Source organism: Flagellimonas sp. 2504JD4-2, from assembly GCF_053642935.1.
The window spans coordinates 157,646-184,078 of record NZ_JBSIOV010000004.1; the positions used below are offsets into that span (position 1 = coordinate 157,646).

The 26,433-nt window shown below is 41.7% G+C and carries 27 protein-coding genes; 24 read left to right on the top strand and 3 right to left on the bottom strand.

Annotated features, from left to right (window positions below; all coding sequences use genetic code 11):
* The first annotated feature begins 68 nt into the window (after positions 1-68).
* From ACULLH_RS16025 to ACULLH_RS16095, 15 genes are all read left to right on the top strand, one after another.
* Positions 69-1,427: a dihydrolipoamide acetyltransferase family protein gene (locus ACULLH_RS16025; RefSeq protein WP_454089765.1), complete on the top strand. Its 1,359-nt coding sequence runs from the start codon at positions 69-71 to the stop codon at positions 1,425-1,427.
* A gap of 66 nt (positions 1,428-1,493) precedes the next feature.
* Positions 1,494-2,276: a carboxylesterase family protein gene (locus tag ACULLH_RS16030; protein ID WP_454089766.1), complete on the top strand. Its 783-nt coding sequence runs from the start codon at positions 1,494-1,496 to the stop codon at positions 2,274-2,276.
* Positions 2,277-2,282: 6 nt separating this feature from the next.
* On the top strand, positions 2,283-3,059 hold the full coding sequence (locus tag ACULLH_RS16035) for an exonuclease domain-containing protein (RefSeq protein ID WP_454089767.1): 777 nt from the start codon (positions 2,283-2,285) through the stop codon (positions 3,057-3,059).
* Positions 3,060-3,080: 21 nt separating this feature from the next.
* Entirely contained in the window at positions 3,081-3,692 is a 612-nt protein-coding gene (locus ACULLH_RS16040; protein ID WP_454089768.1) for a fumarylacetoacetate hydrolase family protein, read from the top strand.
* On the top strand, positions 3,692-4,030 hold the full coding sequence (locus ACULLH_RS16045; RefSeq protein ID WP_454089769.1) for an Hpt domain-containing protein: 339 nt from the start codon (positions 3,692-3,694) through the stop codon (positions 4,028-4,030). The genes ACULLH_RS16040 and ACULLH_RS16045 overlap by 1 nt, the downstream gene beginning before the upstream one ends.
* On the top strand, positions 4,031-5,278 hold the full coding sequence (locus ACULLH_RS16050) for a competence/damage-inducible protein A (RefSeq protein ID WP_454089770.1): 1,248 nt from the start codon (positions 4,031-4,033) through the stop codon (positions 5,276-5,278). It begins immediately after the preceding gene.
* A 73-nt stretch (positions 5,279-5,351) separates the two neighbouring features.
* A complete protein-coding gene (gene rpmB / locus ACULLH_RS16055) occupies positions 5,352-5,579 on the top strand; it encodes a 50S ribosomal protein L28 (RefSeq protein ID WP_116185924.1) in 228 nt (75 codons plus the stop codon).
* Positions 5,580-5,605: 26 nt separating this feature from the next.
* Complete coding sequence (gene rpmG, locus ACULLH_RS16060) at positions 5,606-5,788, top strand: 50S ribosomal protein L33 (RefSeq protein WP_073181589.1); 183 nt, start codon at positions 5,606-5,608, stop codon at positions 5,786-5,788.
* A gap of 44 nt (positions 5,789-5,832) precedes the next feature.
* Positions 5,833-5,985: a DUF4295 domain-containing protein gene (locus ACULLH_RS16065; protein WP_073181591.1), complete on the top strand. Its 153-nt coding sequence runs from the start codon at positions 5,833-5,835 to the stop codon at positions 5,983-5,985.
* Between the two features lie 89 nt (positions 5,986-6,074).
* The gene (gene ftsY / locus ACULLH_RS16070) at positions 6,075-7,031 is read left to right on the top strand and encodes a signal recognition particle-docking protein FtsY (RefSeq protein ID WP_454089771.1); all 957 of its coding nucleotides are present in this window, start codon (positions 6,075-6,077) and stop codon (positions 7,029-7,031) included.
* A gap of 63 nt (positions 7,032-7,094) precedes the next feature.
* Complete coding sequence (locus ACULLH_RS16075; protein ID WP_454089772.1) at positions 7,095-7,865, top strand: hypothetical protein; 771 nt, start codon at positions 7,095-7,097, stop codon at positions 7,863-7,865.
* Positions 7,866-7,876: 11 nt separating this feature from the next.
* Positions 7,877-10,018: a GDSL-type esterase/lipase family protein gene (locus ACULLH_RS16080; RefSeq protein ID WP_454089773.1), complete on the top strand. Its 2,142-nt coding sequence runs from the start codon at positions 7,877-7,879 to the stop codon at positions 10,016-10,018.
* 12 nt (positions 10,019-10,030) lie between these two features.
* Positions 10,031-11,434, top strand: a complete 1,404-nt coding sequence (locus ACULLH_RS16085) for a sialate O-acetylesterase (protein WP_454089774.1) — start codon at positions 10,031-10,033, stop codon at positions 11,432-11,434.
* A gap of 27 nt (positions 11,435-11,461) precedes the next feature.
* Positions 11,462-12,325: a DUF2911 domain-containing protein gene (locus ACULLH_RS16090; RefSeq protein ID WP_454089775.1), complete on the top strand. Its 864-nt coding sequence runs from the start codon at positions 11,462-11,464 to the stop codon at positions 12,323-12,325.
* Positions 12,304-14,061 (top strand): amidase family protein, encoded by a 1,758-nt coding sequence (locus ACULLH_RS16095; RefSeq protein WP_454089776.1) that lies wholly within the window; start codon positions 12,304-12,306, stop codon positions 14,059-14,061. Before ACULLH_RS16090 ends, ACULLH_RS16095 begins: the two co-directional genes overlap by 22 nt.
* Here the strand turns inward: ACULLH_RS16095 and ACULLH_RS16100 are convergent.
* Entirely contained in the window at positions 14,058-15,137 is a 1,080-nt protein-coding gene (locus tag ACULLH_RS16100; RefSeq protein ID WP_454089777.1) for a serine hydrolase domain-containing protein, read from the bottom strand. The two genes, ACULLH_RS16095 and ACULLH_RS16100, sit on opposite strands and share 4 nt — an antisense overlap.
* Positions 15,138-15,260: 123 nt before the next feature.
* On the opposite strand from ACULLH_RS16100, the gene rimO reads away from it, so the two are divergent.
* From rimO to ACULLH_RS16145, 9 genes are all read left to right on the top strand, one after another.
* A complete protein-coding gene (gene rimO / locus ACULLH_RS16105; RefSeq protein ID WP_454089778.1) occupies positions 15,261-16,568 on the top strand; it encodes a 30S ribosomal protein S12 methylthiotransferase RimO in 1,308 nt (435 codons plus the stop codon).
* A gap of 86 nt (positions 16,569-16,654) precedes the next feature.
* Entirely contained in the window at positions 16,655-17,143 is a 489-nt protein-coding gene (locus ACULLH_RS16110; protein WP_454089779.1) for a DoxX family membrane protein, read from the top strand.
* Positions 17,140-18,759, top strand: coding sequence for a Gfo/Idh/MocA family protein (locus tag ACULLH_RS16115; protein WP_454089780.1), 1,620 nt, complete (start codon positions 17,140-17,142; stop codon positions 18,757-18,759). The genes ACULLH_RS16110 and ACULLH_RS16115 overlap by 4 nt, the downstream gene beginning before the upstream one ends.
* 88 nt (positions 18,760-18,847) lie before the next feature.
* Entirely contained in the window at positions 18,848-19,573 is a 726-nt protein-coding gene (locus ACULLH_RS16120) for a FadR/GntR family transcriptional regulator (protein WP_454089781.1), read from the top strand.
* The gene (locus tag ACULLH_RS16125) at positions 19,570-20,580 is read left to right on the top strand and encodes a PfkB family carbohydrate kinase (protein ID WP_454089782.1); all 1,011 of its coding nucleotides are present in this window, start codon (positions 19,570-19,572) and stop codon (positions 20,578-20,580) included. The genes ACULLH_RS16120 and ACULLH_RS16125 overlap by 4 nt, the downstream gene beginning before the upstream one ends.
* On the top strand, positions 20,577-21,230 hold the full coding sequence (locus ACULLH_RS16130) for a bifunctional 4-hydroxy-2-oxoglutarate aldolase/2-dehydro-3-deoxy-phosphogluconate aldolase (protein WP_454089783.1): 654 nt from the start codon (positions 20,577-20,579) through the stop codon (positions 21,228-21,230). The genes ACULLH_RS16125 and ACULLH_RS16130 overlap by 4 nt, the downstream gene beginning before the upstream one ends.
* Positions 21,211-22,368, top strand: coding sequence for a galactonate dehydratase (dgoD, locus tag ACULLH_RS16135; RefSeq protein WP_454089784.1), 1,158 nt, complete (start codon positions 21,211-21,213; stop codon positions 22,366-22,368). Before ACULLH_RS16130 ends, dgoD begins: the two co-directional genes overlap by 20 nt.
* Positions 22,369-22,432: 64 nt before the next feature.
* The gene (locus tag ACULLH_RS16140) at positions 22,433-23,755 is read left to right on the top strand and encodes a GntP family permease (RefSeq protein WP_454089785.1); all 1,323 of its coding nucleotides are present in this window, start codon (positions 22,433-22,435) and stop codon (positions 23,753-23,755) included.
* Positions 23,756-23,761: 6 nt separating this feature from the next.
* A complete protein-coding gene (locus tag ACULLH_RS16145) occupies positions 23,762-24,778 on the top strand; it encodes an SMP-30/gluconolactonase/LRE family protein (RefSeq protein ID WP_454089786.1) in 1,017 nt (338 codons plus the stop codon).
* Between the two features lie 5 nt (positions 24,779-24,783).
* Here the strand turns inward: ACULLH_RS16145 and ACULLH_RS16150 are convergent, their stop codons facing one another.
* Positions 24,784-25,296: an SRPBCC family protein gene (locus tag ACULLH_RS16150; RefSeq protein ID WP_454089787.1), complete on the bottom strand. Its 513-nt coding sequence runs from the start codon at positions 25,294-25,296 to the stop codon at positions 24,784-24,786.
* Positions 25,296-26,432 carry a serine hydrolase gene (locus ACULLH_RS16155; RefSeq protein WP_454089788.1) on the bottom strand — a complete coding sequence of 379 codons (1,137 nt, stop codon included), beginning with the start codon at positions 26,430-26,432 and terminating at the stop codon, positions 25,296-25,298. The genes ACULLH_RS16150 and ACULLH_RS16155 overlap by 1 nt, the downstream gene beginning before the upstream one ends.
* Between the last annotated feature and the right edge of the window lies 1 nt (position 26,433).

Sequence of the window (26,433 nt, forward strand, 5' to 3'; positions counted from 1 at the left end):
TAAAAATAAGAGGATTTCTTTACTATTTTTGCAAAATATAAGTCGATATTACCTCGTTAAATAAGAATATGTCAAAGTTTGAGTTGAAATTACCACAAATGGGAGAGAGTGTTGCCGAAGCAACATTGACTACTTGGTTGAAAGAAGTTGGAGATACGATTGAATTGGATGAAGCCGTATTTGAAATTGCAACCGATAAGGTAGATTCGGAAGTGCCTAGTGAGGTAGAAGGAGTGTTGTTGGAAAAACGATTTAATATTGATGATGTCATCAAGGTTGGAGAGGTTGTGGCGGTAATCCAAATGGAGGGAGATGCTCCAGAAGCTTCAAGTAATGGTGCTGATTCAGTCGAAGAAATTGAGGATGTTGAAGAGCCAGCTGCGGTGATTGAAAATCAAATGGCCCAGGTTCAAGAAGCTGTTTCGAGCACCACTCAGGATTTTTCAAGCTCAGAACGCTTTTATTCTCCTTTGGTAAAGAATATTGCCAAAGAGGAAGGGGTTTCCATGGAAGAATTGGAATCCATAATAGGTACAGGAAAAGAAGGAAGGGTCACAAAAAATGATATCAAGGCATTTTTGAAAAATAGATCTACCAATGGTAGTTCTCCCGCAGTTGCGGAACCGGCTGCGGATAAAGTGGTTCAGGCACCTGTTAAACAGGAAAGTCCCAAAGCGCCGAATGAAGTCTCTAAAGCGGCTCCTGTTCCGGTTACCGAAGGTGATGAGATAATTCCATTGACCAGAATGGGCAAACTTATTGCCCAACACATGGTTGATAGTCTATCCACTTCTGCCCATGTCCAGAGTTTTGTAGAGGTAGATGTCACCAATGTGGTTAACTGGCGAAATAAGGTCAAAAAAGAATTCGAGCAAAGGGAAGGTGAAAAACTGACCTTTACTCCCATATTTATGGAAGCAGTTGCCATGGCCTTGAAGAAATATCCGTTGATGAACATTTCTTTGGATGGCGACAAGGTCATCAAGAAGAAAAATATCAATTTGGGTATGGCTGCGGCCTTACCTGATGGAAACCTGATTGTTCCCGTAATCAAAAATGCCGACCAGCTCAATTTGGTGGGAATGGCAAAAACGGTGAACGATTTGGCCAATAGAGCTAGAAACAATCAGCTCAAACCTGACGAAGTCCAAGACGGCACATATACCGTTACCAACGTAGGATCCTTCGGCAGCGTTTTTGGCACACCTATTATTAATCAGCCGCAAGTGGGTATTCTGGCGTTGGGAGCTATTAGAAAGACCCCAGCAGTAATCGAAACCGATCAAGGTGAATATATAGGAATCCGGAGCAAAATGTTCCTTTCCCATAGCTATGACCACCGAGTGGTAAATGGAGCTCTAGGGGGCATGTTTGTAAAAACTATAGCCGATTATCTTGAGGCTTGGGATATAAATAGGGAAATCTAAATACGAAAAGCGACTTTTTTCTTTCCACTATTGTTAACTTAGAGGCTTAATTCAATTCATTGATCAATGAAATATTTTGCCGCTATCAGTTTGGCGTTACTTTTTTTATTTAGTGGTTCAATGCTGGCTCAAGATTTGACCAATTTTCAGAAAAAAACCTTCGAAAAAGATGGGGAAAGTATCCCTTATCGCATATTACTGCCGAAAGATTTTGACCCATCGGAAAAATATCCTTTGATTTTGTTTTTGCATGGCTCCGGGGAGCGAGGAAATGATAATGAGGCACAACTGGTGCACGGCTCCAAGTTGTTCTTGCAAGATGAGGTAAGGAACAACTACAAGGCCATTGTAGTTTTTCCACAATGTAAAGCTGGTAGTTCTTGGGCAAAAATTGATGTCGAAGGGGAATTTCCGAACCGGGAATTTATTTTTTATGAAGATGCGGAACCAACCAGCGACATGATGCTACTGGAAGGTTTGCTGAAACACTTAAAGAAGACTTATAAACTGGATAAGAGCAGAATATATGTAGGTGGACTTTCCATGGGTGGCATGGGAACCTTTGAATTGGTCAGGAGGAATCCAAAACTCTTCGCGGCTGCTTTCCCTATTTGTGGTGGTGCCAATCCAGAAATCTCTAAAAAACTCAAAAAACCGCATTGGTGGGTCTTTCATGGAAGTGCGGACCAGGTTGTACCTGAAAAATGCTCTTCCCAAATGGTGGATGCCATGAAAAACCTTGGAATCAATATCGACTATACCGTATATGAAGGAGTAGGGCACAACAGTTGGGACAATGCCTTCGCTGAACCTGAGTTGTTATCTTGGTTATTCTCTAAATCGAAATAAATCTACATGGAATTACAGCTTACAAAGCCAATATGTTTTTTCGATTTGGAAACAACGGGCACCAATGTCGCTAAAGATAGGATTGTTGAAATTTCAATTCTCAAGATTTTTCCCAACGGTAATAAAGAAAGCAAGACCTGGTTAGTAAACCCGGAAATGCCGATTCCTCCAGAAGTGGTTGCCGTACATGGCATTTCAAACGAAAAGGTGGCCAATGAACCTACCTTTAAGCAATTGTCCAAGGAAATCTATAAAATGATAAAGGACAGTGATCTGGCGGGGTTTAACTCGGATAGATTTGATATTCCGCTGCTTGCTGAGGAAATGTTACGAGCCGATGTTGACTTCGATATGAAGAGTATGATGTCCGTTGATGTTCAGACCATTTTCCATAAAATGGAAAAAAGGACACTTGGGGCTGCCTACAAATTCTACTGCGACAAAGACCTTGATAATGCACACAGTGCCGAAGCAGATACTAATGCTACTTATGAAGTGCTCAAGGCCCAATTGGACCGCTATCCTGAATTGGAAAACAACGTTAAAAAACTGTCGCAATTTACCACACGGAAACAATCATTGGATTTCGCAGGATTTATCGGTATCAATGAAAATGAAGAACCCATTTTTGCCTTTGGAAAGCACAAAGGGAAGACCGTTGATGAGGTCATGGAGTCGGAACCTGGTTATTTTGGGTGGATATTGAACGCAGACTTTCCTTTATACACAAAAAAAGTACTTACACAGATAAAGCTGAGCAAGCTGAATAACAAACTTTCTTAATAATAGTTAAATTGACTGGTGATGAAGTTGATATGTATCGGCAGAAATTATGCTGCCCACATTGAAGAATTAGAAAATGAGCGACCGGCGGAGCCTGTTGTTTTTATAAAACCGGATTCCGCAATTTTACCAAAAGAACAAGATTTCTACATTCCCGAGTTTTCCAATGATGTGCATTATGAGGTCGAGGTTTTGGTCAAAATAAAAAAGGTGGGAAAACATATTGCAAAGCAATTTGCCCATACCTATTATGATGAAATCGGACTTGGAATAGATTTTACCGCAAGGGACGTTCAGGCGCAACTAAAGTCCAAAGGTTTGCCTTGGGAAAAAGCCAAGGGATTTGATGGATCTGCGGTGGTTGGTAGGTGGTTATCAAAAAATAAGTACGAAAATATTGACAAACTGGGTTTTTCCTTGTTAAAAAATGGGAAAAAAGTGCAAAATGGCAATACATCCTTGATGTTGTGGAAGATAGACGAACTCATCGCCTACGTATCAACCTATTTTATGCTCAAAAAGGGCGATATTTTGTTCACGGGCACCCCGGCCGGGGTTGGTAAAGTTAGTCCAAATGATTACCTTTCAGGTACACTGGAAGGAGAGAATATGTTTGAAATTACTGTGAGATAATGATTTACAACCTCGACAAAGTAAATGAGATGGCAGAAGGCGATCAGGACTTTATAACCTCTGTTATTTCTGTATTTTTGGAAGAAGTCCCAACAGACCTGGAAAGCCTTGAAATGGCTATTGAAGCCAGGGATTATGAAAATGTGTACAAACTTGCCCATAAGATTAAACCCAACGTGGATTTATTGGGTATGGAGCAAACAAGAGCCACTGCACTGGAAATTGAAACCTTAGGAAAAAACACCACTAGCATTGACGAAATTGAGAAAAAATTTCCCTTGCTGAAAAAAGATGTACTTCAGGTGGTGTCCGAGCTGAAAAAAGATTTTAATCTGTAAATGCAAGCCGAGATCATAACCATTGGGGACGAGATTCTCATTGGTCAGATAGTGGATTCCAACTCTACATTTATTTCCAAGGAATTGAACAAGGTTGGTGTTTCCGTGTATCAAATTACATCCGTTCAAGATTCACGGGAACATATCTTGGAAGCCATGGCCTCTGCTGGAGCGCGCTCTCCCCTGGTGATTATTACCGGTGGATTGGGGCCGACCAAAGATGATGTCACCAAGCACACGCTGTGTGAATTTCTGCAGGATAAGTTGGTCACGGATAAGGATGTCCTTGCACACATAGAAGTGTTGTTCGAAAAGTACATTTCCACCCCAATTTCCGATTTAAACAGAAAACAGGCTTTGGTGCCGTCAAGGGCGACTGTTTTGCACAATGCTTTTGGAACGGCTCCCGGTTTATGGATGGAAAATGGAAAAACGGTTTATGTTTCCTTGCCTGGGGTTCCCTTGGAAATGAAACATTTGATTCAGGATTATGTGGTTCCAAAAATTGTGGATACCTATGAACGTCCGCATATTTTGCACAAGACAATTCTTACTTATGGACTTGGAGAAAGTGCACTTGCAGAAAAAATTGAAACCTGGGAAGATAGTCTTCCAGACTTTATTAGTCTGGCATACCTCCCAAACTTGGGAAGGGTGAGATTACGATTGACTGCAAAGGGAAGCGATAATGATGTTTTGATCAAGGCCATTAAAGCTGAAGTTGAAAAATTATACCCTTTGATTGGGGATATTATCTATGGAGAAGAAGATGGAGATTCCATTGAAAGTCAAATTGGGAAATTGCTGACCGACAAAAAGATGACCCTTGGAACGGCAGAAAGCTTTACCGGGGGGAAAATAGCAGAGCGAATTACTTCGATTCCAGGTGCTTCGGCTTATTTTAAGGGAAGTATTGTGGGCTATGCCACCGAAGTCAAAATGGCTTTATTGAACGTTCCCAAGGATATTGTGGATAAACATTCGGTCGTTAGCGGAGAAGTCGCTGTTGCTATGGCCGAAAATGCCAGAAAAGTGCTTAAAACGGATTTTTCAATAGCTACTACGGGGAATGCCGGACCCACCAAGGGAGATTCGGACGCTGAGGTCGGTACGGTGTTTATCGCAATAAGTACTCCCAAACACACTTTTGCAAAGCAATTTACGATGGGGAATCAACGCGAACGCATTGTTCAAAAGTCTGTAAACAAGGCGTTTGAGCTGTTGATAAAAGAAATTTTAAATTTCTAAAAAAGAAGTTTGTGCATCCGATTAAATTGCCATAAATTTGCAGCCTCAATAAAATCACTCAAAAGTTAGGGAGATGTCTAAAGTTTGTGAAGTAACAGGTAAAAAGGTGATGTTTGGAAACAACGTTTCCTTCTCTATCAATAAAACCAAAAGAAGATTTGATGTAAATATTTCAAAAAAGAGATTTTACATTCCTGAGGAAGACCGTTGGGTTACCCTTAATGTTTCTTCAAGAGGTTTAAAGATCATCAACAAAAAAGGAATCTCTGCTGTTTTAAAGGAAATCAATTCCAAAAAATAGGTAGATAAGATTTTAAGTACGATACAATGGCAAAGAAAGGAAATAGAATTCAGGTTATTTTAGAGTGTACAGAGCATAAAGACTCTGGTATGCCTGGTACTTCTAGGTACATCACTACAAAGAACAAAAAGAACACGCCGGATAGAATGGAGATCAAAAAATTCAATCCTATCCTTAAGCGTATGACCATTCATAAAGAAATTAAGTAATTAGGTTTTTTACCACGTAAAAGCCGAATCATAAAAAGTAAGCCATGGCAAAGAAAACAGTAGCAACACTTCAATCATCATCAAAAAGATTGACCAAGGCCATTAAAATGGTAAAATCTCCAAAAACTGGAGCTTATACCTTTGTAGAGTCAGTTATGGCACCTGAATTGGTCAACGATTGGTTGAACAAGAAATAATTGTACAACGCATAATATTGAAAAGCCGCTCTATGCGGCTTTTTTTATGCCTTTACTTTCCTATATTTGACGACTGATGACGATTGCATATGAGCCTTTTTAAAAAAATATTTTCTTCGGATAAAAAAGAGACCCTGGACAAGGGTCTTGAGAAATCAAAAAGCAGCTTTTTTGGCAAATTGAGCAAAGCCGTAGCCGGTAAATCCAAAGTTGATGACGAGGTTTTGGATAATTTGGAGGAAGTGTTGGTGACTTCCGATGTAGGCGTAGACACCACCCTAAAGATAATTGACCGTATAGAGGAACGTGTTTCCAAGGACAAATACTTGGGAACAGAGGAGTTGAATACCATTCTTCGAGAAGAAATTGCTGGATTGCTCTCCGAAACCCATATAGGTGAGGACAATGAATTTACCGTTCCAGCTGATAAAAAACCCTATGTTGTCATGGTGGTAGGGGTCAATGGAGTGGGAAAAACCACAACCATTGGTAAATTGGCCCACCAGTTTAAGAACCAAGGACTTAAAGTGGTATTAGGAGCTGGTGACACCTTTAGGGCGGCAGCTATTGATCAATTGGAAGTTTGGGCCAACCGTGTAGATGTTCCGATAATAAAACAAAAAATGGGAAGTGATCCTGCTTCGGTAGCTTTTGACACCTTAAATTCTGCAGTTGCTGACAATGCTGATGTGGTTTTGATAGATACTGCAGGTCGATTGCACAACAAGGTGAATTTGATGAATGAGCTTGCCAAGGTAAAAAGGGTAATGCAGAAAGTGGTTCCTGATGCTCCCCATGAGGTTTTATTGGTTTTGGACGGATCCACGGGGCAAAATGCCTTTGAACAGGCCAAACAATTTACCAAGGCCACCGAGGTGACCAGCCTAGCTGTGACCAAATTGGATGGTACTGCAAAAGGTGGGGTGGTCATTGGAATTTCAGACCAGTTTCAGATTCCGGTCAAGTATATTGGTGTAGGTGAAGGTATTGAGGATTTGCAAGTCTTCAACAAATACGAATTTGTCGATTCTTTCTTCAAAATTTAACTGTAGACCATTCGGACTTAAATAGCCAAAATTCCCTAAATTTAATCGGCCTAGCGATAAATTATGGGAAGAGTACATTTGTTTGAGTTCGAGGATCAAAAATGGTTTCCCGATATTCTACGTAACTACGGTACAGATTTCCTTCAATTCTTATCGAATAAGGTAAAAATCTATAAGCCCGTTATTTGGGTTCTTGAAAAAGGCATAGAAGCTAGTGGAACCGACAAAATCATAGACCTTGGCTCGGGAGGAGGTGGCGGACTGCTTTGGTTGAATTCGGAATTGAAAAAAACATGTCCAGACCTTAAAATAGTACTTACAGATTATTACCCGAACCTTAACGCCTTTGAATACACCAAAAAACAAGCCGATAATTTTGAATATATCAACACTTCGGTTGATGCGCGAAACGTTCCAGGGAGTTTGAAGGGGTTCCGCACCCAATTTCTGTCCCTACATCATTTTAGACCTGAGGATGCCAAGAAAATATTGCAGAACGCTGTGGATGCCAATAGCGTTATCGGTGTTTTTGAGGCTCAAGAAAGAAGTATACCCAGCATTTTGGCCATGTTGTTTTCGCCAATTTCTGTTTTATTGACAACCCCTTTTATCCGACCTTTTAAAATTGGAAGGTTGATTTTTACCTATTTGATTCCCATTGTCCCCTTGTTTGTACTTTGGGATGGTGTAGTTTCTTCCCTTCGGACCTATTCCGTAGACGAAATGAAAGCTTTGGCGAAGGATTTGGAAAATGGAGAAACTTACGACTGGGAAATTGAGCGTGTTAAGTCCGGACCTGGTGTTGTGCTGTATCTTTTAGGAACTCCAAAATAGATAAGTGTAGAATGAAAATGTATTCGCTACTTTTTGCTTTGACTATTGTTTTGTTGGGCTGCCAGGGTGAAAAAAAGGTTCAAACCCAAGAAAATAAGGTTGCAAAGATTGCCTGCGTAGGCAACAGTATTACCTATGGAGCTGGCATGGACGACAGAGAAAACAACGCTTATCCGACCCAGTTGCAAAATATGCTGGGCGATGCCTATGAAGTGAGAAACTTTGGGGTAAGTGCTCGTACTTTGCTTAAAAAAGGGGACCATCCCTATTGGGAAACCAGCGAATATAAAGAAGCACTGGACTATGGTGCGGACATGGTTTTTATAAAGCTTGGGACCAACGATACCAAGAAACAAAACCGCATATATTTTGATGAATTTGAATCGGACTATAAATCGCTCATCTCAGCTTTTAAAGAGCGAAATGAAAAAGCAAGAATCGTCTTGCTGCTTCCGGTTCCATCGTATTTGAATGATAGCACAAGTATTTGGAATCCAATTATTAAAAACGAAATAACGCCCATGACGCAACAGGTGGCGTATGACCTGAACTTGGAAACCATTGACCTTTACCAATTGTTTGTGGACAATCCAGGTTTGCTGCCGGATAAAATCCATCCCTCCTCCCTGGGGGCGACCCTAATTGCAAAAAGGGCCTATGAAGCCGTAAAACAGGAATCCAGCACTTTTGATTTGATAAGGGCCCTACAGGTGGAAAATGCTAAAAAGTCAAACTTTTATGGCTTTAATCAATTTGATTTTGAACTGGAAGGACTCCAACTTAAAGTTGTGCAGCCCAAAAGACCCTTGGAAGATCGACCATGGGTATGGAGGGCCCGTTTTTTTGGTCATGAGTCGCAGACAGATATTGCCTTACTGGAGAGAGGGTATCACATTGTTTATTGTGAAGTTGGAACCTTCTTTGGCAACCCGGAAGCCGTCCAGCGCTGGAATAAATGCTACGATATCATGACCGATGCTGGCTTAAACCCTAAACCTGCTTTGGAAGGGATGAGCCGCGGAGGTTTGATTGTCTATAATTGGGCAGCTGAAAATCTTGATAAAGTAGCTTGTATTTATGCGGATGCCCCTGTTTTGGACGCGAGAAGCTGGCCAGGCGGTTTTGGCAATGGTCAAGGCAGTGCAAGTGATTGGGAATTGGCCAAAGAAAGATATGGACTGACTTCGGATACCCAGCCTGATGATTTTATGGGATGGCCAATACACAAGGCAAAACTTTTTGCTGATTCGAGGATTCCGCTACTGCATGTATGCGGAAACGCCGATAAAGTTGTGCCTGTAGAAGAAAATACACGTCTATTTGAAAAGGAGATAAAAGCACATGGTGGAAATATCAAGACCATTTATAAGGAAGGTGTGGGACATCATCCGCATAGCTTGGAAAATCCGAAGGAAATTGTCGATTTTATCCTGCGCGCCACCAGCCACAAGACCAATTTTGCAACGATTCCCGCTCCCGCCTCGGAATATCGGTCCGCAGCAGGATGGGAAGAGGGGAAAGGTTGGTGGTCCCAAGCCAATCAGATTGATTCCTTGTGTCAAGCTTCCCAAAATGTTGACTTGCTATTGATAGGAAATTCAATAACGCAAGGTTGGGGTGGCTCACGAAGTTGGGTGACCTATAAACCCGGACAAGCTGCTGCTGACACGCATTTTAATGGAATGAAATGGATTGGTGCTGGAATTTCTGGTGATCGCACCCAGCATATCGCTTGGCGATTGGAAAACGGAAATTATGATGCATGCAATCCAAAAGTGGTGAGTTTGGCCATTGGGGTCAATAATTTCCCTGATAATTCCGTAGAGGAAATCGTGGAAGGACTCAAAAACACATTACGGATTACCGAAAAGAAGTTTCCGTCTGCTACCATCCTCTTCTTTGGACCTCTTCCCGCCGGTTTGGACCCTTCATCCGACAGAAGAAAAAAATATAGGGAAATACATACAGAGTTAGCCAACATTGACTACTCCAAAAATGTCCAATACCATAATTTGGAACAATATTTCAGCGATGGTGAAGGAACGCTGAAAAAGGATGATTTAAGTCCGGATGGAATTCACCTTCAACCCAAAGGATATGAAACCTGGGCAAAATATATTCGAGAACAAATTGATAAAATCAACCAGCAATAAAAATTCAATCTCATGAAAAAACTACTCTTTCTTTTGTTGGTATTACTGGCCAACGTCAGTTTTGCCAAAATATGGACCCCAACAATTCTATCGGATAATATGGTGTTGCAACAGCAGTCGGATGCCACAATTTGGGGCTGGACAACTGCTACGAGTGAAACCATAACAATAATAGGTTCCTGGAACAACATTGAGGTTACGGCCAAAGCACATCAAGGTGTTTGGTCAGCCCAATTGCCAACTCCCGTTGCCGGAGGACCTTATACAGTGACCATAAAGGGTCATGAGGAAATTACCTTTACCAATGTCATGATAGGGGAGGTTTGGATAGCATCCGGCCAGTCGAACATGCAATGGACCCCAAATATGGGATTGGATAATGCCCAGGAAGAAATAAAACAGGCAAACTATCCTGATATACGATTTTTTCAAGTACCCCAGCGAAAATCCGCTTCTCCCCAAGATAATACTCCCGGGGAATGGGTTTCATGTGCCCCGGAGACCATGCAGAACTTTAGTTCTGTTGCGTATTTCTTCGGAAGAAAACTACATAAGGGTTTGTCAACACCCATTGGTTTGATAAGTTCTAATTGGGGAGGAACTCCCGTTGAGGTCTGGATACCTGAAGAGCTCATACAGGGTGACACAGAACTCGAGCAAGCGGCTCAACAACTTACCGAATTTGAATGGTGGCCGGAAAAACCGGGAGCCACTTTCAATGCGATGATTCATCCACTTTTGAACTTCAATATAGCCGGAGCGATATGGTATCAAGGAGAATCGAATCGCGCGAATGCGAAATCATATTATAAGTCATTCCCATTATTGATCAAAGCGTGGAGAGACCTTTGGAAAAAAGAGTTCCCGTTTTATTATGCCCAAATAGCTCCCTTTGATTATGACAAGGAAAAGAAGGATATCAAAGCTGCTATTGTGCGGGATGCCCAACTGTACACCATGCAGCAGGTGTCCAATACAGGGATGGCCGTTACCAATGACATTGGAAATCTTAAGGATATTCACCCCACCAATAAACAGGAGGTCGGCAGGCGATTGGCTTTGTGGGCTTTGGCCAAAACGTACGGCGTAAAAGATGTTACTTTCAGTGGACCGGTTTACAAGGAGATGGAAATCAAAAAGAACAAAGCCATATTGACCTTTGATCATGTGGAGAACGGACTTAAAATGGAGGGAAAAACACTCAAGGAATTTTACGTGGCAGGAGCTGACCAACAATTTTATGAAGCCAGGGCCAGAATTAAAGGAAACACGGTAGAAGTATCTTCGAAAAAGGTAAAGAAGCCTGTGGCGGTCAGGTTTGCCTTCTATGACAAAGCCCTTCCCAATTTGTTCAATTCGGAAGGATTGCCAGCATCTGCTTTTAGAACGGATGCTTGGGAAATACCGTTGGAATAAACGTTTAACCATTTAAAATCTATTAAGATGGGTTCTTTGGTATTGCGAATTTTGATAATAGGCTGTTTTGTATGTGGTTTACATGGTGAAGCGCAAATAAATCATCCGAAGGTGAGTCCGTTTTCTTTGGTGGAGCAGGACATAGGCTTGTCAAAAGTGTCAGTTCGATATTCGCGTCCGGCTACAAAGGGACGTAAGATTTTTGGAGGCTTGGTGCCCTACGGCCGTATTTGGCGTGTAGGCGCCAATGAAAGCACTAAGATCCGTGTCGATGCTGATGTCAAAATAATGGAAAGTATCCTACCCAAAGGTACCTATGCAATATATGCTTTTCCAGAATCAGATAGTTGGGAAATAGCATTTCATACGAATACTACCCATTGGGGTGATGGTCGCAAAAATTACGATCCTGAGGAAGATTTGTTTAGGATTTCAGTCAAACCCCAGAAAATATCATATCATCAGGAGAATTTTTTAATCACTTTCGATTCCATTACCCATAACGCTGCACATATGAAGCTAATTTGGGCAGATACCATGGTTGTGATTCCATTTGAGGTGGATACCCATTCACAAATGCAAAATGAAATCTCAAAACAGATTGCAGATAATCCCTCCGCGCAAACCTATTATGAAGCAGCGCGCTATCTGCAAGAACAAGGAATCGATTATCAAAGGGCCTTGGAATATCTGAACAAAGCTTTGGATTTAGGGGGCGATACGTATTACTTCCATAGAGTAAAATCTTTAGTGGAAGCCAAGCTTGGGGACTACAAGTCGGCACTCAAATCTGCTAAAAAGTCGCTCCAAATTGCCGACGGGTTGGGTAAGGATGAATTTGTTCGAATGAATCAAAAAAATATTGATAAGTGGGAAAAACTGTTGAAATAAAAGTGATTGTTAAAAAGAAATACAATCTAATTGCGCTAAGTCTTATGGCTTTGTTGGTGCTTCAATCCTGTCAGTTTTTGGAAAAGAAAGAAGCGGAAGCTGAGGTAGAAAGTCCCCCTATCACAATCGATGAATCTGAAGCTAATATAGTAGAAGAAAGACCACTGTGGGTTCCCTATAACGATTCGTTGGAAGTAGCCCAAAATGCAGAGCATGAAAGGGAACGAATGCGTTACAAATTCATCCAATCCAAAGTTTTGGACAAAAATGAAGTTTTTGAACCCTTATATGCTGAGGTTGCCAAATTTCCAATTGAAAAATATGAATTGATAAAATCTTTGGTGTTGGAACAGGATATTCCGAGCATACAACAACATATTAAAGCTGAAAAATTCAGTTATGTGGATTTGGTATTGTTTTACCTACACCGCATTTACCATTATGAATTGCCAAACGAAACAACTTTAAATACTGTAATAGCTCTAAATTCGAATATTTTGGATGAAGCCAAAGCATTGAATACCAATGCTGAAGGTCACCATCCCATTTATGGTATGCCCATCTTATTGAAAGATAATATCGGCACCTCAGGGATGAATACGACAGCGGGTGCTATTGCAATGCAAGGCAACCAAACAGATGATGCGTTCATAGTAAAACGGTTAAAAGAAAATGGTGCCTTGATTTTGGGCAAGGTCAATTTAAGCGAATGGGCCAACTTTATCTGCGATTGCCCTAATGGACAAAGTGCCTATGGAGGGCAGACCTTAAACCCATATGGCCGACGTGTTTTTGATACCGGCGGCTCAAGTGCTGGAAGTGGAACTTCGGTAGCGGCCAATTACGCCATTGCCGCAGTGGGAACAGAAACATCCGGTTCAATTTTGTCACCATCAGGTCAGAATTCGGTGGTAGGGATGAAACCGACGGTCGGACTCTTAAGCCGTACCGGAATTGTCCCTATTTCAAGCACGTTGGATACGCCAGGACCCATGACCAAAAGTGTTATTGACAACGGAATCTTATTGGATGCCATGCGAGGTTTTGATATGGATGACGAGAAATCGGTGCAGGCCGATTGGAACGAAAACTGGTATGCCGAAGCGGTAAGTTTAAAAGGCAAAAGATTTGGGGCTTTCAAGAATTATATGAAGAGTGATTCCATTTATAGAATGACCATGGAGAAATTGGAAGCGGCAGGAGCAACTGTTGTAGAATTTGAACCCCCCGAATTGGAATTCGACGGCTTTCTTTCAATTTTGAATATTGATATGAAAAATGGCTTACCTACCTACATTGAAACCCAAACAAAAAATAAGAATCAGGTTCTAGTTAAAAGTGTGGCGGACGTGGTGGAATTCAACCTGAAAGATACCTTGATCCGAATCCCGTATGGACAAGCTCGTTTTGATGGCATTTTGGCCGATACCACATCTGCAGAAGGCCTCAAGGCCATCAAGAAGCGGTTAAGAACTGTTGGTCGGACCTATTTTAACACTCCAATGAACGAGTATCAACTGGACGCCATTTTATCCATTAATAACTATGATGCTGGTGCGGCAGCAGCGGCAGAGTATCCTGCATTGACCATTCCGATGGGATACAAAGTTTCCGGCGAGCCTATTAATTTGACTTTTATTGGGAAGCAATTTCAAGAAGGAAAGCTATATGCCCTTGGTAAGGCATTTGAGACTTTGACCCAAGCACGGGAAATCCCTAAAGATTACAGTGATTAATCAATATAGTCGTTGATTTTTTCCCAAAGGGTATTGTCAAAACTCGATGGACCAAGAAGATTTTCACCAGCATCCTCGCCCAAACGGACTATAACCAGATCCATGCTGGGGACGAGATATAATTTTTGATCATCTTTTCCAAGTCCAGCATACATGTCCGCTGGTGCGTTGGGAATCAATTCACCCTGAAACTCAATTTGCAGTACAGGAGCTCTGTAGCCTGATTTTCCATTCAACCACCATAAATATCCATAAGATTTATTCAAGTCCTGAGAGGTATTTTTCATGCCATCAATATAGTTGGAATCTCCAAGGATAACCTCCCCGTTCCATATCCCGTTGTTAAGGTTCACTAGACCGAATCGAGCCATGCTTCGGGCCGAACTAAAAAATACATTGTTAAGTCCGTTCGTGGAGAACCAAAAACCGTCCATTCCAATTTTATCACGTAGATTATCATTAAAATAATCAGGCCAATCGGTATTGGAGGCATTGGCCACAACTTTTTGCAATAAGGTATAGGGACCATTGTGGTATGCCCAACGGGTGCCTGCGCCAGCAACATATTCTAAACAATCTGAAGTAACGCAATCAAATCTTAAATCGTTCAAACCAGAGGTCATTGTAAGCTGATTTCGTACTGTTATCAGACTTTCCTGTTCTGATGTGGCCGAAGTCCATCCTTCCCCCAAATAATCAGAGGTTTTGTCATTTATACTCAACAATCCTTGTTCTTGGGCAATGCCGACGGTAAAGGCAGTAAGGGTTTTTCCAGCCGAGGCCCAATACCAACTTGTATTTTGGGTATGGTCGCCAAAGTACCATTCCACCGCGATTCTTCCCTCTTTTAAAATAATAAAGGCTTTGGTGCCTTTTTCCTCCAGTAAATCGAATAGTGCCTGCTCGTTGTCTGTATTCCAACCCAGTTCCGTAGGGGAAACTGATGCCCATTCTGCCGATTGAATGGGAGGAAAGTACAGTTCAAGTTCATTCCCATCGTCAATCAATGGGTCGGTTTCAGACGAACAACCATAGCAAATCATTGCCAGAAGAATGATTAACAGTTTGGTTCTCATGGTTTTGTTTTAGTGTTAGATACCCAGTTTGTCTAAAGGTTTAACGTTTTCTGAACACAATTATGCGTTATTATCGACCAGTTGCAAGGCTTATTGTATTTTTGCACTCCATTTACAAAAGGTATGCGGACAAAATCGCTTAAGAAGAACAAAATCAATGTAGTTACCCTGGGATGCAGTAAAAATGTTTACGATTCTGAGGTGCTTATGGGTCAATTGAGAGCCAACAACAAGGAAGTGGCCCATGAGGAAGAGGGAAATGTGGTTGTGATCAATACCTGCGGGTTTATTGCCAATGCGAAGGAAGAGAGCGTAAATACCATACTGGAATATGTTCAAAAGAAGGAGGCCGGTAATGTTGACAAGGTTTTTGTAACGGGTTGCCTAAGCGAGCGCTATAAACCGGATTTGGAAAAGGAAATCCCTAATGTGGATGAATACTTTGGAACTAGCGACCTGCCCAATTTGTTGAAAGCCCTTGGAGCTGATTATAAACATGAATTGATTGGGGAACGATTGACCACCACTCCCAAGAATTACGCTTATCTAAAGATTGCTGAGGGTTGCGACAGGCCATGTTCTTTTTGTGCCATTCCGTTGATGCGAGGAAAACATAAAAGCAAGCGCATTGAGGATTTGATAAATGAAGCTGAAAAACTTGCTGCCAAAGGAGTAAAGGAGTTGATTTTGATTGCTCAAGACCTTACGTATTATGGACTTGACTTGTACAAAAAACGAAACCTTGCCGAATTGTTAGAGGCATTGGTGAAGGTAGAGGGCATAGCATGGATTCGCTTACATTATGCATTTCCTACCGGTTTTCCTATGGATGTGCTGCAAGTGATGAAAAGAGAAGCCAAGATTTGCAATTACATCGATATTCCTTTGCAGCATATAGCCGACCCTATTCTGAAAAGCATGCGCAGGGGTACGACCAAGGCAAAAACCACAAAATTGTTGGAAGATTTTAGGACAGAAGTCCCTGGAATGACTATACGTACAACCTTGATTGTTGGATATCCAGGCGAGACAGAGGAAGATTTCCAGACCCTGAAGGAATGGGTAAAGGAAATGCGCTTTGAACGGTTGGGGTGTTTTACCTATAGCCATGAAGAAAATACCCATGCCTATACCTTGACCGATGATGTTCCAGAGGAAGTTAAACAGGAACGCGCGAATGAGATTATGGAACTGCAGTCCCAAATCTCATGGGAGCAGAACCAAGAAAAGGTAGGAAAAACATTTCGGTGCATCATTGATCGCAAGGAAGGCAACCATTTTATAGGCCGAACAGAATTTGATTCTCCCGATGTTGACAACGAAGTACTTATCGATGCGACCAAGCATTATGTGAAAATCGGAGATTTTACCAATATCAAGATCATGGAAGCTTCGGACTTTGATTTGTATGGTGTCCCGGTTGGTTCCTAGTTAATTACATTTGATAAATATCATAGAAGTATTTTTGAGTTTGTTGTAGATTTGGTAGGTTCTTTATTAATCAAAAACACCAAGTTATGGTCGCGACAGCTCAGGACCGTAGGGTCAAAATCAGTATTACACTTTTGCGAATCTTGATTGGATGGCACTTTTTGTACGAGGGCATCGTAAAGTTGTACAATCCAGAATGGACTTCGTTTGGATATTTAGCTTCTGCCCAAGGTCCGTTCAAATCTATTTTTCATTCCTTAACCGCTCCCTCTGTAATTGATTGGGTGGATACCTTGAACGTTACTGCGCTTATGGTAGTAGGAATTACTTTTATTCTAGGAATTTTTGAAAAGAAAGGAGCTTTGGTGGGCATAGGTCTTTTATGCCTGTATTACTTAGCTCACCCTTCGCTTCCCGGAATCCAACAGGTCAATGTTGAAGGGAATTACTGGTTGGTGAACAAGAACCTTATTGAACTAGTGGCCTGCTTCGTTATTTACAACTACCCGACCGCCCACTTTTTTGGGCTTGGTCGTTTTTATAAAAGGAATATTAACCAAACGCAACAGCAATGAACTGGACTAGAAGAGATTTATTGAAAGGTTTAGGAGGACTTCCCATTTTGGGTGCCCTCTGGTGGGCGGGTGCAGCTTCCGTGGTCAATCGTAAGAAGAAAAGATCTGAAATTTTAAACCAATTGAACATTAGTCCGTCATTGCCACCGGCTGTTCCCGGAATTGGCGGAGATCCAGTTCGAATTGGAATCATTGGTTTTGGAATCCGAGGAGAGCAACTCTGCAGGTCTTTAGGGTTTGCCACCGACGAATGGAAGGAAGAAATGAGATTGGTGGCAGAAGAAGACCCCAGCATCAAGGCTCTGGAAGATTTTTTGAAACAGGATAAGCTCAACGTGCGTATGGCCGGAATCTGTGATATTTTTGATGTTAGGGCCGAAAAGGCTTTGAGGTCCTTTGGAACTTCAGAGAACAAAGTCAAGCGCTATGCGACCTATAAGGAAATGATTCATAGCGGGGAAATAGACGCAGTTGTCATAGCGACACCGGATCATTGGCATGCCCCTATGGCCATAGAGGCCTTGAATAACAATGTTCACGTCTATGTGGAAAAACCCATGACCCACACGGTTGAAGAAACCTACCAACTAAGAGAGGCGGCGAAGAACTCCAATGCTATTTTACAAGTGGGGCATCAACATAGACAGACCTTAAGTTTTAGTACTGCACGGGACATTATTGAAAAAGGTACTTTGGGCCATGTTTCACTGATTCAGACCAACACCAATAGAAATGATGACAATGGGGCATGGAATTATGACATTCATGATCAAGCCAGTACCGAGACTATTGATTGGGACCAGTTTTTAGGGCCTGCTCCGAAAGTTCCTTTCAACAAAAACCACTTTTTTAGATGGCGTAAGTGGTGGGCTTATGGTTCAGGGCTTTCAGGTGACTTGTTGACACATGACTATGATAGGTTGAATTGTGTGCTCAATATGGGTATTCCTGATGCGGTTTCGGCTTCAGGAGGTATTTATACCCATAACGATGGGCGAAATGTGCCCGATGTACTTCAAGTAAACATGGAATTCCCAAGATTTTCAACAGGAAGTAGTCAAGCCAAGGGAAAAGAGAAAGGAATGACCTTTTGTTATAGTGCATCCCTCGGTAATTCATTTGGAAGGCCAACCATTTTAATGGGACACGATGCCACAATGGAATTGGGCAATAAACTCACTATTTGGCCAGATATTGCATCCACCAGATATGCAGATATGTTGGAAGCTGAAAAAATGAGACCTAATGTCCCAATCTACCAATATAACCCTGCAGCAAATGTTCCGGATGCGATATCGTCGGCTACCTCCCAATACTTTGCCGATAAAGGATTGATGTGGACCTATATTGATGGGGTTAGGGTAGATTCTACTTTTTTACATATGAGGGAATGGCTTAGTGTCATCAAAAATGGCGGAAAGGTGAGTTGCGGTATTAAAGAAGGTTTCGAAGAAGCTATATCTGCACATATGGCCGGACTGTCCTGGAAATTGGGAAGAAAAATTGAATGGGACTTTGAGAAGGAATTACTTAAACCGATTGAGGGTATAAACTTTGATGAAGTTTTGCTCTTCAATGGAAAGTGGAAGGCGCCTTCCCAGATTTTGGAAAGCTAAAAGTACCATATACTCAATTTTAACATTAGGGTACTACTATTTTTCTAAATTTGTATGATGTATTATAAATTTTGAATCTTTCAAATTAATGTTCGAACCCATTGCCAAGCGAGAATCATTAAGTAGTCATGTAGAAGCTGAATTGACAAAGGCCATCAGGAAAGGTCAATATCAACCCTTGCAGAAGATACCGACTGAGAATGAACTTTGCTCTATTTTTAATGTCAGCAGAACCGTCGTTCGGGAAGCTATAAAGGGATTAAATGCCAAAGGCATTGTAGATGTCAGAAAGGGGAGCGGGGTTTATGTGTCTGAGATGAGTATCCAAAATGCCTCTGAAACATTGAATCTCTTCTTTGGATTATCATCTGATCAAGACGTAATTCTGCATACCATCGATTCCCGCGCAATGATTGAACCCATGATAGCAGCCAAATCCGCGGTCATTAGATCGGAGAACCATATTTCCTTATTACTGGAGAATATGGAAAAAATGCGTCAGTGTCCATTGGAAAACAAGGCCAAAGAAGCGGAACTTGATAATCAGTTCCATAGGATTTTGCTGGATTGTATTGAAAACCCTGTACTTCACTTGTTGGTCGATCCAATTTTTAATCTCATGCCAAGATTTAAGTATAATGTTTTCGCAAAGACAATTACAGGGGATATGGAAGAAGAAAAAGAGAAAATGCTCCACTATCATCAAATGATTACCAATGCCGTTGTCGAAAAGCATCCGCTAAGGGCCGAGAATTTTATGAAGGAACATTTGAGGGTAACTCGTGAAAACTATATTAAGGCACTGAACCAATGAAGGGATTTGTCACGTTTGGTGAGATAATGTTGAGATTAACTCCTTCGCAACAAAAGGATAAGCTATTGTTGGCGAATGAATTCTCAGTGGGTTATGCTGGAGCGGAATCTAATGTTGCAGTTTCATTGGCCTGCTTAAAAAACGAGGTTGATTTTGTAAGCAAGGTTCCACACAGCCCTATGGGACAAGCAGCATTGCTAAGTCTTCAGAAATTTGGTGTTGCTACAGATGAGGTTCTGCATGGAGGAAATCGGATGGGAACCTATTTCATTGAACTCGGTTCTTCGATTAGACCTTCTAGGGTTGTTTATGATAGGGCCGGATCTGCCATTGCTGATATAAAGTCGGATGAATTTGATTGGAAAACGATTCTTAAAAACAAAAAGTGGTTGCATCTCTCCGGGATAACACCAGCCTTATCCAATCAATGCGCGAAAGAAACCGTACTGGCAGCTCAAACAGCCAAGGAAATGGGGGTGAAAGTCAGCTTTGACCTGAACTTCAGAAGAACACTGTGGTCAGATAAAAAAGCTGCTAGAACCATATTTGACAAAATAATTGCTTGCTCCGATGTCATCTTTGCCAATTTGGGAGCGCTGGAGGATGTCTATGATTTGCAGTTTTCGGGAACAGACGCGGTTGAGGGAACAAAAAATGCAATGCTAAAGGCAAACACGCTTTTTGGTGTTGATAATCTAGCCTTTACCATAAGGGAGCATCATTCGGCATCGCAAAACAAACTTCAGGGAATGGCCATGAATAAGAGTGAAATGGTCAACTCAAAGTCTTATGAGATTCAAGTTGAGGATCGCTTTGGTGCTGGAGATGCCTTTGCAGCGGCATATTTACACGCTTTGGACAAAAGTTGGGAGTTGGATAAGGCAATTGAATTTGCCACAGCCGCTTTCGCATTAAAACACACACTTAAAGGAGACCTCCATACGAGTTCGGAGGACGAAATTTTTTCAATTATGAATGGTGATTTATCAGGACATGTAATTCGATGAAAAAACAGGAAATACTGCATAAGTTGTTGGAAGAAAAAATTATTTCCATCATTCGACTAAGGAATGGGGAGATTACTTCGCATGTCATTGATTATCTCGTTAAGGGTGGAATTAAAGTGCTTGAAATCACTTCCAACACACCCAATTTTGATATTGAAATTTCCAAGGCACGAAAGAAGTACCCAAACATTCTGGTAGGGGCAGGGACAATTACCACTCGGGAAAATGCCCAAATTGCCATTGATGCTGGAGCTCAATTCTTGGTCACTCCAAATACGGATAAAGCGATAATCGAACAAGCTCAAAAAACTGATATACCTGTCGTCATGGGAGCATTTACGCCAACAGAAATTGCCAACGCAATTGCCTTTGGAGCTGATATTATAAAACTTTTTCCGGCCAATCAATTGGGGACAGCTTACTATAAATCCCTAAAAGGACCTTATGATGATGTTAAGTTTTTTGCCGTAGGAGGCATTGGTCTGGACAATATGGAAGAATGGTTCGAAGCTGGAATAGACGGCGTGGGCGTTGGAAGCACCTTGGTTAAATCAGAAATAAAAACCCTGGGAGAATGGGAAGCGGTAGAACGCAATGCTTCAAGATTTGTTGACCATTTAAAAAACATTCATGAATCCAGTACAGATTGAGAACATAGAGCTTTTTAAAGTGCCTCCTAGGTGGTTGTTCCTAAAAATTACCACAAAAGACGGTATTATAGGGTGGGGTGAACCGGTTATTGAAGGAAAGGCAGAGACCGTCGCTGCCTGTGTTCGTGAGCTGACTCAACATCTTGTAGGGCGTAATGCAGGTTCTATTGAAGACATCTGGCAAACTTTGTATAGAGGTGGGTTTTATCGAGGAGGTCCAATATTGATGAGTGCTCTGGCCGGTATTGATCAAGCCCTTTGGGATATTAAAGGAAAGTCGTTGGGTGTGCCCGTACATGAGTTGTTAGGTGGTGCAGTCAGACAGAAAATGAAAATGTATTGTTGGATAGGTGGAGATACACCAGAAGTGGTCATTGAGCAAGCTCAATCCAAAGTGAAACAAGGATATAAGGCGGTGAAAATGAACGCTACCGGTGCACTTGAGTGGATTGATTCAACCAAGAAAATAAAAAGTGTATCCAAGAACATTCAAATGCTTCGGGAAGAATTTGGTGATGACCTGGACATCGGACTTGATTTTCATGGAAGGGTGCACAAGGGAATGGTAAAACCGTTGATTGATGAGTTGGCACCCTATCGACCCATGTTTATCGAAGAACCTGTTTTGACCGAAAATAACGAGGCATTGGACCATGTATATGCCTACAGTCCCATTCCGATTGCCACAGGGGAAAGAATGTTCTCAAGATGGGATTTCAAAGAGATACTCCATAGGGGCGTAGTCGATATTATTCAACCCGACCTCAGTCATGCAGGAGGTATTTCTGAGGTAAGAAGAATAGCATCAATGGCCGAAGCGTATGATGTCGCTTTGGCACCACATTGTCCATTGGGGCCAATTTCACTTGCGTCGGCACTGCATATCGATTTTACCAGTATAAATGCATTCATTCAAGAGAGCAGTTTGGGTATTCATTATAACAAAGGCTACGATCTCTTGGATTATATGGAAAATCCTGAAGTGTTTGATTTAGAGGATGGATACATTCCTCTGCTGAAAGAACCGGGACTGGGAATAAAGATTGATGAAGAAAAACTAAAAGAAGCCCAAAAAATAGGGCATCAATGGAGCAATCCCGTCTGGAGAAATGCCGATGGTAGCTTTGCCGAATGGTAATGCCTTACCAGAATGATTTTGATAATGGAACACTCAACAAAATACCTCCTTTAGACACCGTCCTATGGTATATATAATAGCATTGTTATTGGCCTTGACGTTTATCGTTTTAGGCATTGTTAAATTTAAGATCCACCCCTTTTTTATATTGCTCTTGGCAGCCATTGGATATGGTTTTTTAGTTGGAATGGATGTTTCCACGATTATTGCTTCAATCAATGATGGATTTGGGGGGATTATGGGCAAAATCGGATTGATCATCTTTTTTGGTGTCGTGATCGGGACCATTCTTGAAAAGTCAGGTGGAGCATTGGTCATTGCAAATTCCATTTTAAAATGGATTGGTGAAAAGTCGGTATATCTGGCCATGATGTTAACCGGATATGTGCTGTCCATTCCGGTATTTGCCGATAGTGCCTTTTTGATGATGAATTCACTGAACAAGGCGTTGTCGCATAAGGCCAAAGTTCCCTATGCTGGGACAACAGCCGCTTTGGCGCTGGGTTTGACCGCCACCCATGTCATGGTTCCACCTACACCTGGCCCTATAGCCGCGGCAGGTATTTTGGACGCTCAACTTGGCAGTGTAGTGGGTTGGGGGGTGCTGGTAAGCCTATTGTCCTTGACAACATGTTATATTTTTGCCAAGAAAGTGGCTTCAAAAGTCTCTATTCCATATCGCTTGGAAACTATTGAAAATCCATCCCATCTTCCGAAATTATGGAAGTCCCTTTTATCCATTGTGGTACCCATATTGCTCATCGTCCTAAAATCAATATTTGACTATCCAGAATTTGGAATGAAGGAGAATGTGCTGTACCCAGTAGTTTCTTTTTTAGGGACTCCAATGATTGCTTTGCTCATAGGGGTTATTTTAACATTGCTTTTGCCTGAAAAGTTGGATGAGAAAATTTATTCCGCTTCCGGATGGTTGGGAGATGCACTAAAACTTGCAGCTCCAATCCTGTTGATAACCGGTGCTGGAGGTATTTTTGGAAAGATGCTTCAAAATTCTGGAATGGCCGAAGTGATCACGGATGGTCTAGCAGATATACGTATTGGATTGTTTTTCCCTTTTTTATTGGCAGCCTGTCTTAAAACTACCCAAGGCTCGTCCACAGTGGCATTGATTACCACCGCCTCAATTGTAGCGCCCATTTTACCCGCTTTGGGATTGGATGCTCCATTTATGAAAACGATGACCGTATTGGCCATTGGAGCTGGCTCTGCCGTTGTTTCGCATGCCAACGATAGCTTTTTTTGGGTGTTTACCCAGCTTACAGGGATGAACATTCGACAAGGAAACCAGGTCCAGACAGCTGGTACTTTGGTTTTTGGTGTAACCGCGATGTTGATTATTTTTATGATTACCCAACTTATAAATTGATATGTTATGATTTCCAGCAAACAAATTTTTTCATTGGTAATAGTGTTGATAGCTTTCTCGGCTTGTGTTCAAAAGGCTGAAAAAAAATACAAAGAGGATGCTTTTGTGGAAATCTTGGACGATGAAGCATTGAAAATTATTGATGCGGATGCGAAAATGGAGATTCTGGGAGAAGGATATATCTGGTCGGAGGGACCGCTATGGGTTGAGGACGGACAATTTCTTCTGTTTTCCGATATCCCCAATAACAAAATCCATAAAGTTGATGCAGAAGGAACTACCGATTACCTAACACCTTCGGGTTACACAGGGAAAGAACCAAGAGGAGGTGAATTGGGCTCCAACGCACTTTTACTGGATAATGATGGAAATCTTGTGCTCATGCAACACGGAGATCGTAGAGTTGCGAAAATGAATGCGAAACTGGATGATCCCAAGCCGGAATTTGAAACCATTGTGGGCTCATATGAAGGTAAAAGGTTTGACAGCCCCAATGATGGTGTTTTTGATTCGTACGGAAATCTCTACTTTACCGACCCTCCATATGGTTTGGAAGAACGTGAAAAGGATGAAGCCAAAGAGATTGCATACCAAGGAATTTATTTTTTGGGGAATCAAGAAAAAGTAATCTTATTGGACAGTGCAGTCACCAAGCCGAATGGGATTAGGTTGTCTCCGGACGAAAAGAAGTTATATGTGGCCGTTTCAGACCCGAAGCACTCCGTATGGTATCAATTTGATGTTTTGGAGCCTGGAAAAATTGAAAACAAGAGGATTTTTTACGATGCCACGCATTTGGTCGGAAAAGAAGGAGAACATGGACTTCCTGATGGGATGAAGATAAATAGCGATGGATACATATTTGCCACAGGACCTGGCGGGGTATGGATTTTTAATCAGCAAGCAAAACCCATAGCAAAAATCCGCACTGGGGAAGCCACATCCAATTGCGCATTCTCCACAGACGAAAAACGACTGTTTATCACCGCTGATGATTTTGTATTGGGAGTAGATTTAAAATAATCCAACTACATATTCACGAACTCGTAACCGGACAAGGGAATGTTTCTTAAGTCAAATTCGGTTTCGTTCAATAATATGCCGTGTTCCAAGTGCGCTTTCAAATTGGCCAGCCAAAATGTCCATCCGTTGCTGCAGCCATGATGGATATTTAGTTTACTTTGATCATCGGTTGGAATATCAAACTGTTTTAGAACGACCAGTGTTGCCTTTTCGTTCTCTTCCAAGGCCACGGAAACTTTGCTGTCCGCAAAGGAGATTTCCAAGAAATCTGTACCGTTTGCTTTAAGTACCTTTCCACTTTCCGTTCCGTCCCAGTTGTGCCATTGCCAGGTGTAGCTATCACCGGCCTGGATGTTTTCCTCGCTGGACCTTTTTGTTCCGGATTCGGAGATATAATCGGCATGGCTCAAAAACCAAGAGGTGATTCCAGCTGAGGTGCCCCAGCACCAATACAGTTTTTCTCGCGAAGCCTTTATGTAGATTTTTTTCGTAAAACAATCAAAAGTTAATTTTTCCATCACTTACGATTTAGCTCATACTGGTACAATTCCCTTCCCAATTGGGCCAAAAAAGGTATTCCAACCGCATCGTACTCGTATGCATTATCATTAAAGATACCATCTTTATTGACCAAAATGGTCGCAGTGACCATAAAATCTATAGCATTCTTTTCATCCTGAATGTAGGCGCAATCGGTCAGGGTTCCATAAGCATAACCGACTTTGTTGTAGATTTTGATATACTCTGGCATCGGCTCTTCAGAATCTCCGAAAAGTAAAAATTTGACGTAGCTATCATAGTAGGTCTCCCTATCATAACCTGCATCTTTCGGAAGCGTGTACATGGCTTCAAGGAGGAATTCATGCTGAGCGTTACTTAGGTTAAATCGTTGTTCGGGTGGAAAAGCCTCAGGAAAAATAATCCGCTTTAAGAGCGCATGCTGCGCCTCGATGGGGTAGTAATTTTTCATTGAAAAATCAAAAGGACCCTGTTGCAGCTCGTCTTCCGCGTAAAAGCCGGTGCCCTTTTGGATTTTATCAATCCCAAGAGCTGTTTGATATGTATTTATGATAGGCTTACTGGCCACCGTGGTAGAATCGTTTGTGTAAATGATCAATGGCGTTGTGGTTACATTATCCGCATCGGGTACGGAAAGACGATGTACTATTCTAATAGGGGCCACTCCTTTGTTCAACATCCTTTCGTTGAGCGCATCTTGACCCAAAAACTCAATCAGGCGGTTATTAGCCGCATTGTCCGATACCGCAAATATTTCCGAAATAGCCTTTGCAAAAGTGGTTTCAACAGAATCGCCTTCAATGTAAAATAAGGTATTCATGGAGAGGGAATCCACTTCATTCAGCTTTTCCAAAGCAGCCACTGCAGCGGGAAATTTAACGGTACTGGCTGGATAGAAGTAATTTTTCCTGTTTACCTGAAAATCAAAATCCTTGAATTCGACACTGTCATTTTTCCGGTCAATTTGGGTGTATCGGATTTGGATCTCATATTGATCAACACTATCCATTACTTTTCGTATCAAGGGGCTTTCAGAGGCAAGTGCTTTTTCCAAAGAATTTTTGGATTCCTCTTTTTGACACCCAATGTATAGTAATCCGAAAGCCGTAAGTAAAAAGAAAATGCGTTTTGACATA

What these genes read in the sequence shown, in the direction of transcription:
- ACULLH_RS16025 (WP_454089765.1), top strand. Translation starts at nt 69, where the DNA reads ATGTCAAAGTTTGAGTTGAAATTACCACAAATGGGAGAGAGTGTTGCC.
- ACULLH_RS16030 (WP_454089766.1), top strand. Translation starts at nt 1,494, where the DNA reads ATGAAATATTTTGCCGCTATCAGTTTGGCGTTACTTTTTTTATTTAGT.
- ACULLH_RS16035 (WP_454089767.1), top strand. Translation starts at nt 2,283, where the DNA reads ATGGAATTACAGCTTACAAAGCCAATATGTTTTTTCGATTTGGAAACA.
- ACULLH_RS16040 (WP_454089768.1), top strand. Translation starts at nt 3,081, where the DNA reads ATGAAGTTGATATGTATCGGCAGAAATTATGCTGCCCACATTGAAGAA.
- ACULLH_RS16045 (WP_454089769.1), top strand. Translation starts at nt 3,692, where the DNA reads ATGATTTACAACCTCGACAAAGTAAATGAGATGGCAGAAGGCGATCAG.
- ACULLH_RS16050 (WP_454089770.1), top strand. Translation starts at nt 4,031, where the DNA reads ATGCAAGCCGAGATCATAACCATTGGGGACGAGATTCTCATTGGTCAG.
- rpmB (WP_116185924.1), top strand. Translation starts at nt 5,352, where the DNA reads ATGTCTAAAGTTTGTGAAGTAACAGGTAAAAAGGTGATGTTTGGAAAC.
- rpmG (WP_073181589.1), top strand. Translation starts at nt 5,606, where the DNA reads ATGGCAAAGAAAGGAAATAGAATTCAGGTTATTTTAGAGTGTACAGAG.
- ACULLH_RS16065 (WP_073181591.1), top strand. Translation starts at nt 5,833, where the DNA reads ATGGCAAAGAAAACAGTAGCAACACTTCAATCATCATCAAAAAGATTG.
- ftsY (WP_454089771.1), top strand. Translation starts at nt 6,075, where the DNA reads ATGAGCCTTTTTAAAAAAATATTTTCTTCGGATAAAAAAGAGACCCTG.
- ACULLH_RS16075 (WP_454089772.1), top strand. Translation starts at nt 7,095, where the DNA reads ATGGGAAGAGTACATTTGTTTGAGTTCGAGGATCAAAAATGGTTTCCC.
- ACULLH_RS16080 (WP_454089773.1), top strand. Translation starts at nt 7,877, where the DNA reads ATGAAAATGTATTCGCTACTTTTTGCTTTGACTATTGTTTTGTTGGGC.
- ACULLH_RS16085 (WP_454089774.1), top strand. Translation starts at nt 10,031, where the DNA reads ATGAAAAAACTACTCTTTCTTTTGTTGGTATTACTGGCCAACGTCAGT.
- ACULLH_RS16090 (WP_454089775.1), top strand. Translation starts at nt 11,462, where the DNA reads ATGGGTTCTTTGGTATTGCGAATTTTGATAATAGGCTGTTTTGTATGT.
- ACULLH_RS16100 (WP_454089777.1), bottom strand. Translation starts at nt 15,137, where the DNA reads ATGAGAACCAAACTGTTAATCATTCTTCTGGCAATGATTTGCTATGGT.
- rimO (WP_454089778.1), top strand. Translation starts at nt 15,261, where the DNA reads ATGCGGACAAAATCGCTTAAGAAGAACAAAATCAATGTAGTTACCCTG.
- ACULLH_RS16110 (WP_454089779.1), top strand. Translation starts at nt 16,655, where the DNA reads ATGGTCGCGACAGCTCAGGACCGTAGGGTCAAAATCAGTATTACACTT.
- ACULLH_RS16115 (WP_454089780.1), top strand. Translation starts at nt 17,140, where the DNA reads ATGAACTGGACTAGAAGAGATTTATTGAAAGGTTTAGGAGGACTTCCC.
- ACULLH_RS16120 (WP_454089781.1), top strand. Translation starts at nt 18,848, where the DNA reads ATGTTCGAACCCATTGCCAAGCGAGAATCATTAAGTAGTCATGTAGAA.
- ACULLH_RS16125 (WP_454089782.1), top strand. Translation starts at nt 19,570, where the DNA reads ATGAAGGGATTTGTCACGTTTGGTGAGATAATGTTGAGATTAACTCCT.
- ACULLH_RS16130 (WP_454089783.1), top strand. Translation starts at nt 20,577, where the DNA reads ATGAAAAAACAGGAAATACTGCATAAGTTGTTGGAAGAAAAAATTATT.
- dgoD (WP_454089784.1), top strand. Translation starts at nt 21,211, where the DNA reads ATGAATCCAGTACAGATTGAGAACATAGAGCTTTTTAAAGTGCCTCCT.
- ACULLH_RS16140 (WP_454089785.1), top strand. Translation starts at nt 22,433, where the DNA reads ATGGTATATATAATAGCATTGTTATTGGCCTTGACGTTTATCGTTTTA.
- ACULLH_RS16145 (WP_454089786.1), top strand. Translation starts at nt 23,762, where the DNA reads ATGATTTCCAGCAAACAAATTTTTTCATTGGTAATAGTGTTGATAGCT.
- ACULLH_RS16150 (WP_454089787.1), bottom strand. Translation starts at nt 25,296, where the DNA reads ATGGAAAAATTAACTTTTGATTGTTTTACGAAAAAAATCTACATAAAG.
- ACULLH_RS16155 (WP_454089788.1), bottom strand. Translation starts at nt 26,432, where the DNA reads ATGTCAAAACGCATTTTCTTTTTACTTACGGCTTTCGGATTACTATAC.